This is a genomic window from Acutalibacter sp. LFL-21, from assembly GCF_025630755.1.
GTDB classification, from domain to species: Bacteria; Bacillota; Clostridia; order Oscillospirales; family Acutalibacteraceae; genus Acutalibacter; species Acutalibacter stercoravium.
Genome location: NZ_JAOTNT010000001.1, coordinates 112,251 through 129,208 on the forward strand (window position 1 = coordinate 112,251; position 16,958 = coordinate 129,208).

At 62.3% G+C, this 16,958-nt stretch carries 16 protein-coding genes; 2 read left to right on the forward strand and 14 right to left on the reverse strand.

Going from position 1 to position 16,958, the window contains the following annotated elements:
- Positions 1-29: 29 nt before the first annotated feature.
- Entirely contained in the window at positions 30-557 is a 528-nt protein-coding gene (locus tag ODJ80_RS00495) for a hypothetical protein (protein WP_263040458.1), read from the reverse strand.
- On the reverse strand, positions 554-991 hold the full coding sequence (locus ODJ80_RS00500; protein ID WP_263040459.1) for a hypothetical protein: 438 nt from the start codon (positions 989-991) through the stop codon (positions 554-556). The genes ODJ80_RS00495 and ODJ80_RS00500 overlap by 4 nt, the downstream gene beginning before the upstream one ends.
- A gap of 373 nt (positions 992-1,364) precedes the next feature.
- Between ODJ80_RS00500 and ODJ80_RS00505 the strand changes: the two genes are divergently transcribed.
- Entirely contained in the window at positions 1,365-2,417 is a 1,053-nt protein-coding gene (locus tag ODJ80_RS00505; RefSeq protein ID WP_178863647.1) for an inorganic phosphate transporter, read from the forward strand.
- 50 nt (positions 2,418-2,467) lie between these two features.
- Positions 2,468-3,091 carry a DUF47 domain-containing protein gene (locus tag ODJ80_RS00510; RefSeq protein WP_178863649.1) on the forward strand — a complete coding sequence of 208 codons (624 nt, stop codon included), beginning with the start codon at positions 2,468-2,470 and terminating at the stop codon, positions 3,089-3,091.
- Between the two features lie 109 nt (positions 3,092-3,200).
- Here ODJ80_RS00510 and ODJ80_RS00515 read toward each other — a convergent pair whose 3' ends face one another.
- The 12 genes from ODJ80_RS00515 to ODJ80_RS00575 form a co-directional block, all read right to left on the reverse strand.
- On the reverse strand, positions 3,201-3,737 hold the full coding sequence (locus tag ODJ80_RS00515; RefSeq protein ID WP_263040460.1) for a hypothetical protein: 537 nt from the start codon (positions 3,735-3,737) through the stop codon (positions 3,201-3,203).
- Positions 3,738-3,759: 22 nt separating this feature from the next.
- A complete protein-coding gene (locus tag ODJ80_RS00520) occupies positions 3,760-4,278 on the reverse strand; it encodes a hypothetical protein (RefSeq protein WP_263040461.1) in 519 nt (172 codons plus the stop codon).
- Positions 4,279-4,423: 145 nt separating this feature from the next.
- Positions 4,424-5,146, reverse strand: coding sequence for a CBS domain-containing protein (locus ODJ80_RS00525; protein WP_263040462.1), 723 nt, complete (start codon positions 5,144-5,146; stop codon positions 4,424-4,426).
- 89 nt (positions 5,147-5,235) lie between these two features.
- A complete protein-coding gene (locus ODJ80_RS00530; RefSeq protein ID WP_263040463.1) occupies positions 5,236-5,643 on the reverse strand; it encodes a hypothetical protein in 408 nt (135 codons plus the stop codon).
- A 1-nt stretch (position 5,644) separates the two neighbouring features.
- Positions 5,645-6,244 (reverse strand): toprim domain-containing protein, encoded by a 600-nt coding sequence (locus tag ODJ80_RS00535; RefSeq protein WP_263040464.1) that lies wholly within the window; start codon positions 6,242-6,244, stop codon positions 5,645-5,647.
- On the reverse strand, positions 6,241-7,305 hold the full coding sequence (gene holA / locus ODJ80_RS00540; protein ID WP_263040465.1) for a DNA polymerase III subunit delta: 1,065 nt from the start codon (positions 7,303-7,305) through the stop codon (positions 6,241-6,243). The genes ODJ80_RS00535 and holA overlap by 4 nt, the downstream gene beginning before the upstream one ends.
- 1 nt (position 7,306) lies before the next feature.
- Entirely contained in the window at positions 7,307-9,595 is a 2,289-nt protein-coding gene (locus tag ODJ80_RS00545) for a ComEC/Rec2 family competence protein (RefSeq protein WP_263040466.1), read from the reverse strand.
- Positions 9,596-9,598: 3 nt separating this feature from the next.
- Complete coding sequence (locus ODJ80_RS00550; protein ID WP_178863673.1) at positions 9,599-10,138, reverse strand: phosphoribosyltransferase family protein; 540 nt, start codon at positions 10,136-10,138, stop codon at positions 9,599-9,601.
- A gap of 180 nt (positions 10,139-10,318) precedes the next feature.
- The gene (locus tag ODJ80_RS00555) at positions 10,319-10,669 is read right to left on the reverse strand and encodes a histidine triad nucleotide-binding protein (protein WP_263040467.1); all 351 of its coding nucleotides are present in this window, start codon (positions 10,667-10,669) and stop codon (positions 10,319-10,321) included.
- 39 nt (positions 10,670-10,708) lie between these two features.
- On the reverse strand, positions 10,709-13,339 hold the full coding sequence (gene alaS, locus ODJ80_RS00560) for an alanine--tRNA ligase (protein WP_263040468.1): 2,631 nt from the start codon (positions 13,337-13,339) through the stop codon (positions 10,709-10,711).
- 54 nt (positions 13,340-13,393) lie between these two features.
- Positions 13,394-14,938, reverse strand: coding sequence for a GNAT family N-acetyltransferase (locus ODJ80_RS00565; RefSeq protein WP_317619841.1), 1,545 nt, complete (start codon positions 14,936-14,938; stop codon positions 13,394-13,396).
- Between the two features lie 311 nt (positions 14,939-15,249).
- Complete coding sequence (locus ODJ80_RS00575) at positions 15,250-16,878, reverse strand: peptidoglycan D,D-transpeptidase FtsI family protein (RefSeq protein ID WP_263040469.1); 1,629 nt, start codon at positions 16,876-16,878, stop codon at positions 15,250-15,252.
- Between the last annotated feature and the right edge of the window lie 80 nt (positions 16,879-16,958).

The following is a 16,958-nucleotide window of genomic DNA, read 5'->3' on the forward strand; positions in this document are numbered from 1 at the left end:
CGCTTTGATCGCTCAAAGCGCGGACCTTTTCAGCTTTTTACATATTCCTCCATCCCCTGGCGGAGATGTTCATAGATGCGGCCGGCGTGCTCGCAGCTCCAAAGGCGGCAGCGCCGCATCTCCTCCAGCGTGCCGCCGTGGATGATGCCGTAGGCCAGGTGCCGCGCGTCCGGCTCCAGGTGGTACAGAAACTCGTGAAAACACACGCTGGCCTGAAAATCCCCGTGGGGCTGCTGAAGCAGCTGGGCCAGGGGCAGCGGAACCTCCGCACTCACCGGGCGCTCCAGGGAGACTTCTTTCCAGCGGGAAGCGCCGCGGGTCCTGCAGGCGGCGTTCACCTCCTGCTGGATGCGGGCGTAGGCCCGTGCCCAGCCGCAGGAATGGGGAAAGGAGAACGCGCGAGGGTCCTCCCGGAAAACGGACAGGAACGCGGCCCAGGCACACTGGCGCAGCTCTTCATCCGTTTGGGAAAGGTCCATCTTTTCCAGAACGGCGTTCACAAACTGGTCAATCTGGTGCTTCTCCCAAAGGGAGAGGGGCTTGCACTTGGTCCTCACGCGCTTCTCCTCCTTCTCGGTTTCCTCTGGGGCTTGCTGGGGGGTTCCAGCAGAGACAGCGCAGGGGGAGGAGCCATTTCCTGGCAGCGGCCCACCCAGGCCTCTTCTTCCTGGCACCACTCCATGGTGTACGCCGCCGGCAGGGAGAACCCCTTCTCCCGCAACAACTGCGCCAGCTCAGGGTGGGAAGCGTGCCCGCTTTTGGCGGAAAACCGCAGGTTGGGCTCTCCCTGCCGGTACAGCACCAGCCAGTAGCCGTTGGGGCTGAGCCGGGCCCGAAACATCCGCTGGCTGCCCACGGTTTTCAGCATGACGCTGTTTAAGGAAACCATCCCTTTTTCGCTGACAGTGGTCTGGGGCGTGGTGTACCGGGAGAGATGGGCGGGGATATCCTCCAACTGGCTGAAATCAAGGTCGAAAAAACGGTCCATCATAGCTCCTCCTTTATCGAGAATAATGAGGAGATGATATCAGAATTTTCGACGGAGGGAAAGAGGGAGAACCGCCAATCTTTTGAACTATATTTCCAAAAATCATGGGCTGATTACGAATATATTTTACGCAGAAAACAGGATATAGTAAAAGTTTACGTTCCGATCCGGCATAGGGAACACCACGCCGCGTTTCGCCAAAAATCCCCTGGGGAAGGCGGTGCTTTACTTTTTCTTTACAAAAATTTCACTTTTTATTGACGTTGCCCCGTTTTGATGATACTCTTGTATTGCTGGAAAAAAACGGCCCCCACGTGTTCCTTTCCACAGGGCGGCCCGTCCTTCCGGTAAACTTGAAGGTAGGTAAGGAAAGCATATGGATGTATCATTCTCGTACTTTATCAACGCTATGGCCCAAAGCCCTGTGCTTTTAATCACAGTGCTTCTAACCTTGGGCGTGATCTTCGTCAACGGCTGGACAGACGCGCCCAACGCCATTGCCACCTGCATCACCACCCGGTGCATGCGCCCCCGGCCAGCCATTCTCCTCAGCGCCGCGTTCAACTTTTTAGGGGTGCTGGTGATGACCCGCATCAACAGTTCGGTGGCCTCTACCATCAGCAACATGGTGGATTTCGGCGGGGACACCCACGAGGCCCTCATTGCCCTGTGCGCCGCCCTGTTCTCTATTGTGGTGTACAGCGTTGTGGCCTCTATGTTTGGCATTCCCACCAGCGAAAGCCACAGCCTCATTGCCGGCCTTTCCGGCGCGGCCATTGCCATCCAGAACGGCGTAGGCGGCATCAATATGTCAGAGTGGGTAAAGGTGCTGTACGGCCTGGTGGCCAGTTTGGCCCTGGGCTTCTGCATCGGCTGGCTGGTGTGCAAGGGCCTGACGCTGCTGTGCCGCAGAATGGACCGCCGCCGGACCAACCGATTCTTTACCGGGGCGGAAATTTTTGGCGCCGCGGCCATGAGCTTTATGCACGGCGCCCAGGACGGCCAAAAGTTCATTGGCGTGCTGTTTTTGGGCGTGGCTTTCTCCAACGGCATGAACAGCGTGGAAGGCGTTTTGATCCCTGTGTGGCTCATGCTTTTGTGCAGCGCGGTGATGGGCATTGGCACCAGCGTGGGCGGTGAGAAGATCATCAAGGCCGTGGGCATGGATATGGTAAAGCTGGAAAAATACCAGGGCTTCTCCGCTGACCTCTCTGCGGCGCTGTGCCTGCTGCTTTCCAGCCTGTTCGGCATCCCTGTCTCCACCACCCACACCAAGACCAGCGCCATTATGGGCGTGGGGGCTGTCAAACGGCTTTCCGCCATCAACTTTGGCGTGGTAAAGGATATGGTTCTCACCTGGGTTTTCACTTTCCCTGGGTGCGGGCTCATCAGCTTTGTAATGGCAAAATTGTTTATGGTGCTGTTCTAAGGGACCCCCCCTCTGGAGCAGCCCCCGATACCGGATAAAGGAGCAAAATTATGTCGAAAAAACAGGACAGCTTTTACTATGAAAATTTCAGCGAATGTGTGGCCTGCGCCTGCCAGGCGGCCCACTATTTGGAGGACACCCTGAAAAGCTTTGACCCTCAGCGCCTGCACGACGTGCTGGACGGGCTGCACCAGGTGGAGCACGCCGCCGATGAGAAAAAGCACGAGCTCTCCAACGTGCTGGCCCGGGCCTTCATCACCCCCATCGAGCGGGAGGACATCCTGCTGCTGAGCCAAAGCATTGATGAAATCACCGATAAGATCGAGGACGTGATGCTGCGGCTGTGGTGCAACAACATCCAGTCCATCCGGCCGGACGCCATCGAGCTGGGCGCGGTGCTGATCAACTGCTGCGAGGAGCTGCGGCTGCTGCTGGATGAATTCGCGGACTTTCGCAAGTCCAAGAAACTGCGGGAATACATCATCCACATCAACACCATGGAGGAGCAGGCCGACAAGCTGTTCATCGACAGCATGCGCCGCCTGCACACCACCTGCACCGACCCCTTGGAGATCATCAGCTGGCGGGAAATTTACATCTACATGGAAAAATGCGCCGACGCCTGCGAGCATGTGGCAGACGCCGTGGAAAGCGTCATTATGAAAAACAGCTGAACCAGCAATACGAAAAAAGAGCGGTTTTCACACCGCTCTTTTTCTTATTCCTTCCCTTTTGTAGTTTGCTGGATCACATGGGCACTGCCCGTTTTCCCTTTGGGGTGCGCTACGGGGAAGAAAACAAGGCCTCCCCCTTCTGGGTCACTTCAAATTCCGCCCGGCCGATGGAATCCACATACAAGCTGTAAGTGCCCGGCAGAGCCAGCACACAGGGCTCCAGCTCCAGCGTGAAGGAGACCGACTCCCCCGCCGGCAGGGAGTTAGGAAGATGCCCTTCCATCGTGTGGACCGGGAAGGGGTACACCCGGTGGGATTCCCCCTGCTCCAAGTAGTCAATGGCGGGCTCATAGTCCACCCAGTACAGCTCCTCATCCGTCCGGTTCTCCAGCGTGTACTGGATGGAGCCGGAGCCGTCCGGTTCGCGGCGCACCTCCTCCAGGATGAGGGTGACGCCGTTGTCCTCCGGCACAGAATCGGGCAGGCCGTACCAGTAGGCGAAGGCTTTTTCCGGGACCGCGCTGGTCTTCTCCAGATAGAACAGCGTGCCTCCCACGCCTAAAGCCGCTCCCACAGCCATTGTCAACGCCAAACAGGCCAGGACTTTCCCCAGCCCCTTTTTTCCTGCTCGTGGAGAGATGTTCACACGCTCACCGCCTTTCCCGTTCTCAAAACATCACGTCGCTGTTGAGCCCCACACGGAACGTGACCTCATCCCCAGATTCCACATACAGCCGGTATGTCCCGGGCCGGGACAGCACGCTGGTGTAAAATCTCAAGGACAACGGCAGCTCCTCGCCGGGCTCCAGCGTGATCTCCCCGGAAGATCCTTCCGAGTTGGGACTGGGGTAGATGCGGTGGTACTCCCCTTGGTACAGGTAGTCCAGCGCCCGCATGGACACGGAAAAGGAGAGGGGCTGCTCCGTGTCGTTTTTCAACGTATAGGCCAAAGTCCCAGCCCCGGTGTGTTTGCGGTTGGCCTCTGTGAGGGTCACAGTGACGCCGCTCTCCTCCCTCACAGGGGCTGGCGGCTCATACCAATAGGGAAAAACTTCCTCCGGCGGGGGAAGGGCCTGCCATTGGAAGAAAAGGGTGCCGCCCACCCCCAGAGCGCCGCCCGCCGCAAGGGCCAGGACAAAGCACAGCAGCTTCACGAAAAATCCCCGTTTTCCCTTTGAAACAGACATCGGATCACCGCCTTTCTCAGACATAGGGAACCTCTTTCTATTTATATTATACCATATACATAAAAAAAGAAAGGTCTTTTTCAAAAAACTCACGCAAAAAACGGCCCCTGAAGAGAATTCTCAGAGGCCGCTTGCCGGTCATCCATCAATCGGGTTCGCCCAGCACGTCCCAGGGAGTGAGCATGCCCAGGACCCGCTCGCCGGGCTTGCCGTTTTCCGTAATAAAAATCACGGAGATCCGCTTGTTTTTGCCCCGCACCTTTTCAAACTTCCGCCGCACAGAGAGATAGGTGGCATCCTTGGGGACAAAGTCGTAGTTCTCCATGTGGGCGTCCACTTGGATATGGCGCCCCAGCTCGGCCACCGTGGTCTCGGGCTTGATGCCCTTCCCCCCCGTGCGCAGGATGTACTGGAACACAGACCCCACGCTGAACACACCGCAGAACTCCCCGTCGTTTAAAACGGGAATGTGGGAATAGCCGTTTTTGTCCATGACCTCCATCAGCCGCAGCACCTTTTGATGGAGGTGGGCCTTCATCACTTGGTCCCACTTGGTGGCGTAATCCAGGGCCAGGGGCGGCTTGCGGACAAAATCCAGCACCTCCTCCATGGCGGTCACCACCGGGGCCGAAGGCTCCACAATGGGCTCTCCCCCCAGGTTGGCGCTGTGGGTCAGCAGGTTGCGGATCTCCCGGCAGGTCTCCAGCTGGTCCCGCACCGGGGCGCTGTCCTCATCCCGGATGAACTCGAACACCACGCTGGAGTAATGCCTCCGCGCGTTGCGGTACTTGTCCTCCAGCTCGTCCTCCAGCTGTTTGTACAGGTCTAAAAATCTCTCGATGCGGCTCTGCGTCCGTTCCCTATCCATGGCGTTCCCCCGTCTCTCCATCCTGTTGTGCCCATTCCTCCCGTGGCGGGGAGAAAGGCGTGCTGTCATTTTCCTGCGTGCCCAGCCCCCTACAGCAGCTTTTCCGAAGGGAGGGACTCTGCCCGGCGCAGCAGGCTTTGGGCGTCCTCCTCCACCGCCTGGCGGAAGCTCTCCCGAAAGCGCCGCAGGGCCTTGATATCCCCGATGAGGCTGTCCCGCTCCCGTTCCAGCTCTTGGCACACCCGGCGCTGGCGGGCCTCCTGCGAGGCCTCCTCCCACTGGGCCAGCCGGGCCCGGGCCTCCTGGAGCTCCTGGGCCAGGCGGGCGTTCTCCTGCCGCAGGGAGCGGGCCTCCCCTTCCAGGGCCTCTCGTTCCCTGCCGTCCTCCTCCAGGCACACCGAGAGCTCTTCCAAGAGGGAGTCCACCTCCTGGGCCAGGTACCACTTGCCCTTGGCGCGGAACTGGGCCCGGCCCAGAGCCTGCTGGGAACGCTCCATCTCACTCTTCCTCCTTCCAAAGCTCCAAGGCCAAAAACTCCTCCCGGCCGTACAGGGCGTTCAGCGCCTGCAGCAGCCCATTGGCGGAGAGCCTCTCCGGCAGGCCCAGGCGTTTTTGCAGCGCCTGCCGCCGGGCGGCGCTGTCCGGGCGGCCAGTCAGCCCCAGCTCGTAGAAGTCCCCTTTGGTCAGGGGTTCCCGCTGGGGAGGGGGGGCGCCGCCGTCCTGGATGGTGGCCCCGGCGCGCTCCAGGGCCTGGCGCAGCACGGAAAGCTCCATGCCCTCCACCCCCAGCTTCCCCTCCTTGGAGGGGGCGGCCTTCCGGCGCTCCTTCCCCAGGATATCCGGGATGTAGGCGTGCTTCAGCTGCTGGGGAGGGATGCAGGAGGACAGCTTGCTGCGGATGAGGAACCCGGCGCCGTCGCTGTCCGTCAGGACGATGAGGCCCCGGGCCTTGGCCAGGGCCCGCAGGTACTCCAGCTTTTCCCGGTCCTTGAACAGGCCGAAGCCTCCCACCTCTATGATAACACCCTCTACCAGCGAAGAGAGTTTGATCTTGTCGTATTTGCCCTCCACCACGATGGCCTCTTTCACGCGGATCATGCCCGGTCCTCCTGGGCGGCCAGCAGCAGCTTGGCAATGAGCTCATCCAGGATGATGCGGGCCTCCAGGCGGGAACCCTTTAAGGCCAGGTCGGCCTCCAGCAGCAGATGCAGGCTTTGGCGCAGCACGCCCTGGGAGATGCTGCGGACATTCTTCTGGGCATTGCGCAAGCGGAAATCCCGGCCCTTATAGTCCCCGTACTGGGCGGCGTCCTGATAGGGATGGCCGCTCTCCAAAGCGGCCCGCACCCGGTACATGTCCACATAGCTGGCCCCCAGCGCCCCCAGGATGGCAATGGGCTCCTCGTTCTGATAGAAGAGCACATCCAGCAGGCCATAGGCTTTTTCATAGTCCCCCGCCACCAGGGCGTTGGCCAGCAGGAACACCGTGGTCTCTGTGGACTTGGGCACCATGTCCTCCACCATCTCCCGGGTGATCTCCGGCGGCTGCCCCTGCCCCGTGGCCAGCGCGTAGGCACAGAGCTTGTCCATCTCGCTTTTCAGGGCGGTCAGGTCCTCCCCCGCATAATCCAGCAGGCGCTCTCCGCTGGGCCTGGGCAGGACGCAGCCGGACTTTTCCGCCTCCCGTCCGAGAAAGCGCAGCAGCTCTGTGCGGCTGCGCCTGCCGCAGAGCACCACGGTGCCCCGCTCCTCCGCCTGCTTGAGGAACTTTTTCCACTTGGAGGAGCGCTTCCCGTCAAAATCCAAGGTGGGGTACCAGAACACCAGGGCCGTGGTCTCCGGGCAAAGCTCCCACAGCTCATAGAGCTTGTTCAGTTCGTCGGCGCTCTTGGACTCCACATCGAAATCGGACACAGAGACGCACTTGCGCTCCGCAAAAAAGGGCAGCGCCTGGGAGGCGTCCCCGATGGCGTCCAGGGAGGACTCATTGGTAAAGGCTTGGTTGTTGAACTCTGGGAAGGTCCCCCCTGCGGCTTTTTTGATAAGCTGCTTCGAGAGCCGCCCCACCATGTACTTTTCCTCTCCCGCCACCACAAACAGGCCGGAGAGCTCCCCCGCCGCCATCTGCTTGCGCAGCGCGCTTTCTTCCACCGTGGGCATGTTAGCCCTCCCTTCTCACGGAAACGGTCCCCTCCGGGGAGACGGATACCTCCACGCACCCCTCCTCCACCGGCAGCACCGCCCCCTCCCCCTTTGGGGAGAAAGCCAGGCCTTGGCCGTTTTCACCTATTATACCATCGGTCTGCCAAACAGACAATGGGGCATTTACCCGGGTCTGGGGCTGGTTGGTAAACAGCAGGCCGCAGTTTCGGCTCTGGCCAGGGCCCCATTCCACCAGCACCTCCACCCCATGAACGGAGAGCAGCAGCCCCTCCCACTGGGGCAGAACCTGGGCGGAGACTCCCGCCCACAGGGAAACGCTGTCCCCGCCTTCCAAAAACACGGGGAGCGCGTCCCCCAGGGCAAGCTCCAGGTCCCGTCCCACATAGGCGTCCCCCGGCAGGACCAGCTGCTTTGCTCCGTACTCCTCCAGCACCTGCACCGCCGCCTCCCGGGCTTCTGGGCCCCGGTCCGGCAGGCACAGTGCCTCCACCTGGGTAACCCTGTAGCGCTGGAGGAGCTCCGCCACCGCACCCGTCCGGTACCCGCCCAAGGAGAGCACCGCGGCCTTTCCATCCTGAATCATCACCACACAGGAACTCTCCTCCGCGGCGGGCGCCGCAAATATCACCGTATCCTGGGTAAGCCAACCCTGGAAGACGCCTCCAAACACCGCCAAAACAGCCATGCATCCGCCCAGCACCGCCCGGAGGGGCCGGTCCTTCCCCACCAGGCCCGCTGCCATCAACAGGAGCAGCAGCCCGATCACCACCGCCAAAGCCACTTCGCCGGTGAGGGGCAGGAAGGTCCCCTTCCATTGGGCAAGAAGTCCGGCAGCCCCCAGCAGGAACCGGGCCAGCCACCCCGCCGCCCAGACAAAGGGAGCGGCCAGCGGCGCGGTAGCTGGCAGCAGGGAGAGGAATGCCCCGCAGAAGGAGGCGTACAGCAGCAATGTGCTGGGGAACACCAACAGCAGGTTTGCCAAGGGCGTCAGCAGGGGGAGCCCGCCGAACACCGCCAGCTGTACGGGAAAGGTCCCCAGCAAGGCGGCTGCCGTCACTGCCAGGGAGGCGGCCACCGGCTTCCACAGCCGCCGGGCCAGCCCGGCCAGGCGCTTTCCCACAAGCACCTGGTAAACGGGCCGGTACAAGACCACAATGCCCAGCGTTGCCAACACAGACAGGGCAAACCCCAGGTCCCCGCCGGAAAAGGGAGCGAACAGGCACACCAGCAGCACCGCCAAGCCCAAGGAATTCAGGCTGTCCGCCCGGCGCCCGGTGGAGTCCGCCAACAGCAGCACCCCATACATGGCCGCGCCCCGGCAGGCGGAGGGCTGGAACCCGGAGAGGGCCAGGAACAGGACCAGCACCAAAGCTGTCAGCGCGTTGCGCACCGCCTTGCGGATGGGGAAGCGGCAAAGCAAAAATTGCATAAAGCCGGCCAAGATGGTCATGTGCAGCCCGGAGACCACCAGAATATGGGAGACTCCCAGCTGCCGGAAACGGCTCATGTCCTCCTCTGAAACGCCGCCGCTGTCCCCCAGCACCATGGCCCGCAAAAGCCCAGCCTCCCGCCGGGGGAGCAGCCGGTCCATGGCCCGGCCCACCTGATGGCGCAGTTCTACCAGCATCTCCCCCGGGGAAACCGAGCTGTCCCTCTCCACAGCGATGCCCCCGTACTGGGAGAGATAGGCCCCAGCCTGGAAGCCGTCCGCCAGGCGGGAGTTCCGGGTGGAATAAAGGCCGCCGCCCGCCTGGAAGGCCTGAAAAGTCACCAGGCACTCCACCCGGTCATAGGGATCACAGGCAAGGGGCATGGTGGAGGAGAGCCGCAGGGTAAAGGGCCCGACTGCCTTTAAAGCGCCCTCCTCCTGCCCCAGGGCCTCCACCCGGAGCTTGTAGTAGTAGCGGTGGTAGCGCTCCTCCGGGTAATCCAGCACCTGGGCCCGAACCTGCAGCTTTTCCCCATCCAGTCCCTGCCAGGGGGCTGCCTGCTGCCAGGCCAACAGGTAGAGCACGCAGGCAGCGCCCGCCAAAGCAATTGCTGCCGCCGCCCAAAACAAGCTCCGAAAGGCAGAAAGAGCTCTCGGGGTCTCCCCCGAAAGCTCATTCTCAGTCCATATTCCCCGGCGCCCCCAGAAAAAGCCCAGCACGGCCCGTCCCAGGGCAATGGCGCAGGCCAGCCCCAGGCATAGGAAACCCAGGGGCCGGGCAGCGTCCGGTCCCAAAGCCGCGCAGAGGGCCAAGGCCCCATAGGCGGAAAATCCCAGCAGGGCAAAGGGCCTGACCACCGCTTACTTGAAGAACAGGGGCAGGGGCTCCAGATAGATGATGTCCGTCCGGTCCTTGGCGTCGCCTTCCGCCAGCACACAGGCCTTGCCCACCACCTTGCCGCCAATGGCGTGCAGCAGCTCTTCCATAGCGGCCAGGCTCTCCCCGGTGGAGATCACATCGTCCACAATGAGGATGCGCTTGCCCTTCAGGTTCTCGCAGTCCGCTTTGGAAAGGTACAGCTTCTGCACGTGGTCGGTGGTGATGGACTTCACCTCCACATGGATGGGGTCCTCCATATAGGCTTTGATCCCCTTGCGGGCCACCACATAGTTGCGGCAGCCAATGCGGGCCATCTCATAGGCCAGGGGGATGCCCTTGCTCTCCGCCGTGACGATCACATCGTGCTCGGGGCACTTCTCCATCAGGGCCTGGGCAGTCCGTTCGGTGATCTCCACGTCGCTGAACATGACAAACCCCGCAATGTCCATGTGGTCGTCGATGGGGCAGATGGGAAGCTCCCTGTCGCACCCGGCTATGTTGATCTTATACACTTCACCCATTGCTATTCCTCCCTTTCTCCCGCTTTCTTGTCAGAAAGCTTGGCAAAGAACTTTCCTTCGCGCACGCCGCTTTAGAGCCGCGCACCCCGGTGTGGCCGGGACCCCTCGCGGCAGCGCGTGTGCGGCCCACACCGTGCCCGGACGCCTTCAGCGTCCGTCCCGCGGCTTTTCCCGCCGGGGTCACTGGGCCGGGAAGGGCGGCCAGCCCATCTGCTTTTTGCCCAGCAGGTGGAAGTGCAAATGCTTGACAGTCTGCATGCCGTCCTTGCCGCAGTTGTTCACCACCCGGAAGCCGTTCTCCAGGCCCAGGTCGGCGGCAATCTTCGGAATGGCCTCCCACACCCTGGCAATAAGGCCGCTGTTCTCCGGGGTGACCTCCATGGCGGAGGCGATGTGCTCCTTAGGGATCACCAGCACATGCACCGGGGCCTGGGGGTCCTGGTCGTAAAAAGCGATGACGTTCTCGTCCTCATAGGCGATCTTCGAGGGGATCTGCCCCTTGGCGATTTTGCAGAAAATGCAGTCAGTCATGGGAATGCTCCTTTCCAGTATGTTGTATGGAAACCGGCGTCAGCCGATCTGCTTCTTTACCAGCTCTGGCACAGCAGCCAAAGCGTCGTCCAGCTTAGATTGGTCCTTGGCGCCCGCCATGGCGAAATCGGGGCGGCCGCCGCCGTTGCCGCCGCAGAGCTGGGCCACCTCTTTCACCAGCACGCCGGCCTTCAGGCCCTTCTGCTGGGCAGCCTTGCTGCAGGCCGCCGCCAGGGTGGCTTTGCCGCCGGAAACCCCGGCAAACACCGCCGCAATGGCCTCCGGGCGCTCCTTAGCCTTGTCGCACAGGGCCCGCAGGGCGTCGCTGCCCGTGCCGGAGAGCAGGGCAAATACCACCTTCACGCCGTCCACTTCCTGGGCGTTCTGGAACACGCCTTCCAGGCGGTTCTGGGCCAGCTTGGCGTTGAGGGACTCAATTTCCTTGTCCTTCTCCTTCAGCTGGGCCATCATCTGCTGGGCGTGCAGGGGCAGCTCCATGGGATTTACCACCTTCATGGACCGGGCCGCATCCAGCAAAGTGGCCGCCTGCGTGCTCAACAGGGCCAGCACGCCCAGGCCGGTGACGCCCTCGATGCGGCGCACGCCAGAGGCCACCGAGCTCTCGCTGACAATCTTGAACAGGCCCAGGCGGGCGGTGTTGTCCATGTGGGTGCCGCCGCACAGCTCCTTGGAGAAGCCGTCCTCTACGCTGACCACCCGCACCACGTCGCCGTACTTTTCGCCAAACAGGGCCATGGCGCCGCTCTTGCGGGCCTCTTCAATGCCCATCTCCTGCACGGACACAGGCACGGCCTGCAGGATCTCCCGGTTCACCAGCTCCTCCACCTGGAGCAGCTCCTCCGGGGTAAGGGCGGAGAAGTGGGTGAAGTCGAACCGCACATGGCGGTCGTTGACCAGCTGGCCGGCCTGCTCCACATGGTCGCCCAGCACTTTCCGCAGGGCCGCCTGGAGCAGGTGGGCCGCCGTGTGGTTTCGCATAATGGCCTCCCGGCGGGCAGAATCCACCTTGGCAGCGAGCACATCTCCCACGCGCAAAGACCCTTCCGAGACCACCGCCCGGTGGAGGTACACGCCCTCGTGCTTGCTGGTGTCCACCACATCCACAGAAACGCCCTCGGCTTCCAAAATGCCGGTGTCGCCCACCTGGCCGCCGCCCTCCCCGTAGAAGGGGGTGGTGTCCAGCACCACGCTGACTTCGGCGCCTTCGGCAGCGGAGTCCACCCGCTGCCCGTTCTGGATGATGGCGGTCACCTTGCCCTCACCCTCCATCTGGGTGTAGCCGGTGAAAACAGTCTCCTCCAGGCCAGAGGCCGCGCTGCCCTCGCCTTTCCAGGCGTCGGCGCCGGCGTCCTTCCGGGCGCTGCGGGCGCGCTCCCGCTGCTCCTGCATCAGCTGGCGGAACCGCTCCTCATCCACCTGCATGCCCCGCTCTGCCAAGATCTCCTTGGTCAGGTCCAGGGGGAATCCATAGGTGTCATTGAGGGTAAAGGCGTTGTCGCCGGAGAACACCTTGGAGTCGGCCTTGTCGATCAGGTCGTTTAAAAGGGCCATGCCCTGGTCAATGGTCTTCTGGAAGCTCTCCTCCTCAAAGGAGACGATCTTCTTAATGGTCTCCCGCTTTTCCAAAAGCTCGGGGTAAGCCTTCTCGTTCTCCTGGATCACGGTGTCCACCACGTCCTTCAAAAAGGCCCCCTGGATGCCCAGCAGCTTGCCGTGGCGGGAGGCCCGGCGCAGCAGCCGGCGCAGCACATAGCCCCGGCCCTCGTTAGAGGGCAGCACGCCGTCGCCGATCATAAACACGGTGGAGCGGATGTGGTCGGTGATAACCCGCAGGGACACGTCCTTTTTGGGGTCGTCGCCATAGTGTACCCCGGCAATCTCCGTGATCTTCTTCATAATGTTCTGCACGGTGTCCACCAGGAACAGGTTGTCCACGTCCTGCATGACGCAGGCCAGGCGCTCCAGGCCCATGCCGGTGTCGATGTTCTTCTGCACCAGGTCGGTGTAGTTGCCGTGGCCGTCGTTGTTAAACTGGGAGAACACCAGGTTCCACACCTCTACAAAGCGGTCGCAGTCGCAGCCCACGCCGCAGGTGGGCTTGCCGCAGCCGTGCTTCTCCCCCCGGTCGAAGTAGATCTCCGAGCAGGGGCCGCAGGGGCCGGAGCCGTGCTCCCAGAAGTTGTCCTCTTTGCCCAGGCGCTTCATGTGGCTCTCTTCCACGCCGATTTCCTTGGTCCAGATATTCCAGGCCTCGTCGTCATTTTCATAGACGGAGATGTACAGCTTCTCCTTGGGCATCTCCAGCACCTGGGTGAAGAACTCCCAGGCAAAGGAGATGGCCTCCCGCTTGAAGTAATCGCCGAAGGAGAAGTTGCCCAGCATCTCAAAATAGGTGCCGTGGCGGTCGGTGTAGCCCACGTTCTCAATGTCGCCGGTGCGGATGCACTTCTGGCAGGTGGTCACCCGCCGCCGGGGGGGCTCCACCTCGCCGGTGAAGTACTTCTTCATGGGCGCCATGCCGGAGTTGATGAGCAGCAGGCTGTTGTCCCCCTGGGGGATCAGCGAAAAGCTGGGAAGCCGCAGGTGCTCCTTGCTCTCAAAATACTCCAGGAATTTCTCTCTCAGTTCGTTTAACCCTGTCCACTGCATTGTCTTTTACCCTCTCTTTATGAAACTGGGGGCAAGCCCCGTGTTTGACTTTTTTTATTTGGTGGTGTACTGCCACAACAGCTTTAAGGTGTTCTCCACGCCCTCCACATGGGAGCGCTCGTACCCGTGGGAGGCGTACACCCCCGCGCCGATCAGCCCGTGGCGCACGTCGTAGCCGGCGCTCAGGGCGGCTTCGGCGTCGCTACCGTAGTGGGGGTACACGTCCACGGCGTAGGCGGCCCCGGCTGCCTTGGCAGCCTCCACTAAGGCGGTGGTGACGGCGTAATCGTAGGGCCCGCCGGAGTCCTTGGCGCAGATGGAGACTTCCCGCTCGGTGCACTGCAGGCCCTCGCCCACGCAGCCCATATCCACGCTGAGCAGCTCCACCACGTCCTCCGGCACACTGGCGGCAGCGCCGTGGCCCACCTCCTCGTACACGGTGAAGTGCAGGTACACCTTCCGCCGGGGGGCGGTGCCGGTGTCCTTCAGCTCCTTGGCGTAGGCCAGCAAGATGGCGGCGCTGAGCTTGTCGTCTAAAAAGCGGCTCTTGATGTAGCCGGACTGGGTGACGGTGGTGCGGGGGTCGAAGCAGACGAAATCCCCCTCGCAGATGCCCAGGGCACGGGTGTCCTTTTCGGACTTCACCGGCTCATCGATGACCACTTCCATCTGCCCGAACTTCCGCTGGGAGCCGGCGTAGTCGTCGTTGACGTGCACCGAGGCGTTGGAGATTTGCAAACACCCGGTGTAGGTGCCGTCAAACCGGGTGTAGACGCGGCAGTTCTCCGCCTCGCAGTTTTCCGCCCGCAGTCCGCCCACCGGGGAGAGCACCAGCCGGCCGTTGGCCTTGATGGTCTGCACCACGGCGCCCAGGGTGTCCACATGGGCCATCAGCAGCAGGGGGGCTCCCTCTCCTCCCAGGCACACCCGCACCCCGCCCTTGCGGGTCTTTTCCGGGGCATAGCCCAGGCGGGAGAGCTCCTCCAGCAAATAGTCCGCCGCCCGGTCCGTAAAGCCCGAGGGGCTGTCGATGGCGCACAGCGCCTTCAGCTGTTCGATGCAATATGTGGTATCCATAATCCCATCCTTCCATACTGTATAAAGATAATGGGGCACAGGCCCATTGTAATAGCGGGCGGTAAATTCCTTCTCCCGGCGCATGCCGTTGCGCTGGGCCACCCGGATAGAGGCGGCATTGTCCGTCTTGATGATGGAGCTGACCTTCTCGGCCCCCAGCACCCGAAAGGCGTAATCCCGGCAGGCCCGGGCGGCCTCGCTGGCGTAGCCTTGGTGCCAGAAGCGCTTTTTCAGAAGATAGCCCACCTCCAGCACGGGCTGGCCCTCGCAGTCCTGCCAGGTGATGCCCGCCTGGCCCACCATCTCCCCGGTGGAGGGCAGCACCACCGCCCACAGTCCAAAGCCGTCCCGGCGGTAGCGCTCCCGCTGGCGGGCCAGCCACTCTGCCACATCCCGGTCCGAGAAGCTGTGCTCGTAGGCCGTCATCACTTCCGGGTCCTGCAAGACCTCCTTCAGGTCCGGCAAATCCCCCTCTGTCATCTCCCGCAGCAAAAGCCGGCGGGTGCGCAAAATCTCCTGCATGGCGCCTCCAAAAAAAGTAGGCTTTTCCACCCCAATCAATGGGACGGAAAAGCCCGTGGTACCACCCAAATTACCTCTGGCAGCCGCCAAAGGTCTCTCTTCTCCCGGTAACGGCGGAAAGCCGTGCCGCTCTTCGCGGCAAAGCGCCAGAAAGCTGCGCTGCATTCCAAGCAGCGGGAGCGGCCTGCCCTTTCTCCCCAACGGCCTTTCACCCACCGGCCGCCTCTCTGAACGGGAGGAAAAGGACATCTTCTCCGCGCAAAAACCACTATTTCACTGTGCTTTCATTATACCCGGCCCAAGGGCTTCTGTCAAGCGGAGAGCCCGGAGGTTTCTCCGGTTTCCCCCGCCTCCAGGGAAATCAGCCCCTGTGCCACCTGTTGGAACACCCGGGCTGTCACACCCCCATCCGCCTGGGAGGACTCCTTGAGCACTGCCACGCACCAGCGGGGGCCGCTGCTGTCACAGACAAAGCCGCAGTACCAAAAGTGGAGCAGCTCCTCCCCCTCTTCATAAACGCCGGTTTGGGCCGTGCCTGTCTTGATGCCCGCCGTGCCGTTCTCTGGGACGCCGGGGCTTCCGGTTCCCTCTCGCGCGGCGGAGAGCAGGGCCTCTCGCAAAGCCTGGGCGGTGGAGGCCTTCATCACCCGGCCCTCCCGGTCCGCGGAAGAGGGGGTCTCCGTCAGCTGGCGCTCTTCATCCACCAGGCCCAGCACCAGCTTGGGAGAGGCGTAGGTGCCTCCGTTGGCGATGGCGTTCATCATGGCGCACAGCTGCAAGGGCGTGGCGGTCAGCTCTCCCTGCCCAAAGGAAAAATTGGCCAGGGCCCGCACGTTGGAAAGGTCCTGCAGGGCGGGCAGGTCCCCAGAGGCGGCCCACAGGCCCCGCCCAAACTCCTGGGCCTGGCCAAAGCCCAGGTTATAGGCCATGGAAAGCACCTTTTGGGAGCCCAAGGCCCGGGCGGCGCTGATAAAGTAACAGTTGCAGGACTTTTCCAGCGCCCCCGTCAGGTCCAGCTCTCCATGGGCGGTGTTGTTGATGCAGTGGAACTGCATCCCCCCGGCGTTGAGGGACCCTACACAGGTGAAAGCGGTGTCCCCCATGCCCTCCTCCAGCAGGGCGGCGGCCGTCGCCAGCTTGAACACCGAGCCGGGGGCATAGGCGGAGAACCCCCGGTTCACCAGGGGAGAGCCCTCTTCCTCCACAGAGCCCAGGTCCACCGGGGAAAAATCCGGGACACTGGCCAGGGCGCGTATCTCACAGCCGGGAACCTCTGTCACCACCACAGCGCCCCTTCCCAGTTTTTGAGCCTCCCGCTGCACCAGCCGCTGGATTTCCTCGTCCAGGGTGAGGGCCACCCCGCCCACGGCCTCCTCCATGGTGTCCACCACTTGGCGTTCCTCCCCGGCGATGGCCCGGCCTACCGCGTCCACCCGGTAGGTGACGGAGATCTTCCCCTCATACTGGCGCAGCACGTCGTCCATAGCCAGCTCGATGCCAGAGGCCCCTCCGCCCGTGCTGTCCAGGTAGCCAATCAGATGGGGCGCCAGCTGGTCCTCCCTGTAGCGCTGGGGCACCTGGAATACATCAATGCGGGGGTCTTCCACAGGCTCTTCCAAGATCAGCTGAAAGGGCCTGCCGTTTTCCAGGGCCAGGGCCAGCTGGTTCCGGTACTGGCCGCCGGTGGCCTGTTCCAGGGCGCCGATGGCCTGAATTGTGGGGGCCACTGCCGCCACATATTGGGTCTGTCCCCCCACTAAAGGGGACAGGTCCCGGTCATAGATGGCGCCCCGGGCCCGGGCCACGTCCAGCCGGTACAAGCTCTGCGCCCCTGCCGCGGCCACATACTCCTCTCCGGTGGAAATCCGTGCCAGAGAGACACAGGCAGCCCCCAAAAGCGCCAGAAGCAGCCCCAAAACCCCATAGATTCTCTTTTTCATAAGCGCTCCGCCTCCTGCTTTCAGTATGGAAGGGAAAGCGTGGCTTTATGTGAAAAATCACTTGGGATATTTTGCGATTG

Excerpts from the sequence above, each read along its gene's own strand:
- ODJ80_RS00500 (WP_263040459.1), bottom strand. The coding sequence starts at position 991 with ATGATGGACCGTTTTTTCGACCTTGATTTCAGCCAGTTGGAGGATATC.
- ODJ80_RS00505 (WP_178863647.1), top strand. The coding sequence starts at position 1,365 with ATGGATGTATCATTCTCGTACTTTATCAACGCTATGGCCCAAAGCCCT.
- ODJ80_RS00510 (WP_178863649.1), top strand. The coding sequence starts at position 2,468 with ATGTCGAAAAAACAGGACAGCTTTTACTATGAAAATTTCAGCGAATGT.
- ODJ80_RS00520 (WP_263040461.1), bottom strand. The coding sequence starts at position 4,278 with ATGTCTGTTTCAAAGGGAAAACGGGGATTTTTCGTGAAGCTGCTGTGC.
- ODJ80_RS00525 (WP_263040462.1), bottom strand. The coding sequence starts at position 5,146 with ATGGATAGGGAACGGACGCAGAGCCGCATCGAGAGATTTTTAGACCTG.
- ODJ80_RS00530 (WP_263040463.1), bottom strand. The coding sequence starts at position 5,643 with ATGGAGCGTTCCCAGCAGGCTCTGGGCCGGGCCCAGTTCCGCGCCAAG.
- ODJ80_RS00535 (WP_263040464.1), bottom strand. The coding sequence starts at position 6,244 with ATGATCCGCGTGAAAGAGGCCATCGTGGTGGAGGGCAAATACGACAAG.
- holA (WP_263040465.1), bottom strand. The coding sequence starts at position 7,305 with ATGCCCACGGTGGAAGAAAGCGCGCTGCGCAAGCAGATGGCGGCGGGG.
- ODJ80_RS00550 (WP_178863673.1), bottom strand. The coding sequence starts at position 10,138 with ATGGGTGAAGTGTATAAGATCAACATAGCCGGGTGCGACAGGGAGCTT.
- ODJ80_RS00555 (WP_263040467.1), bottom strand. The coding sequence starts at position 10,669 with ATGACTGACTGCATTTTCTGCAAAATCGCCAAGGGGCAGATCCCCTCG.
- alaS (WP_263040468.1), bottom strand. The coding sequence starts at position 13,339 with ATGCAGTGGACAGGGTTAAACGAACTGAGAGAGAAATTCCTGGAGTAT.
- ODJ80_RS00565 (WP_317619841.1), bottom strand. The coding sequence starts at position 14,938 with ATGCAGGAGATTTTGCGCACCCGCCGGCTTTTGCTGCGGGAGATGACA.
- ODJ80_RS00575 (WP_263040469.1), bottom strand. The coding sequence starts at position 16,878 with ATGAAAAAGAGAATCTATGGGGTTTTGGGGCTGCTTCTGGCGCTTTTG.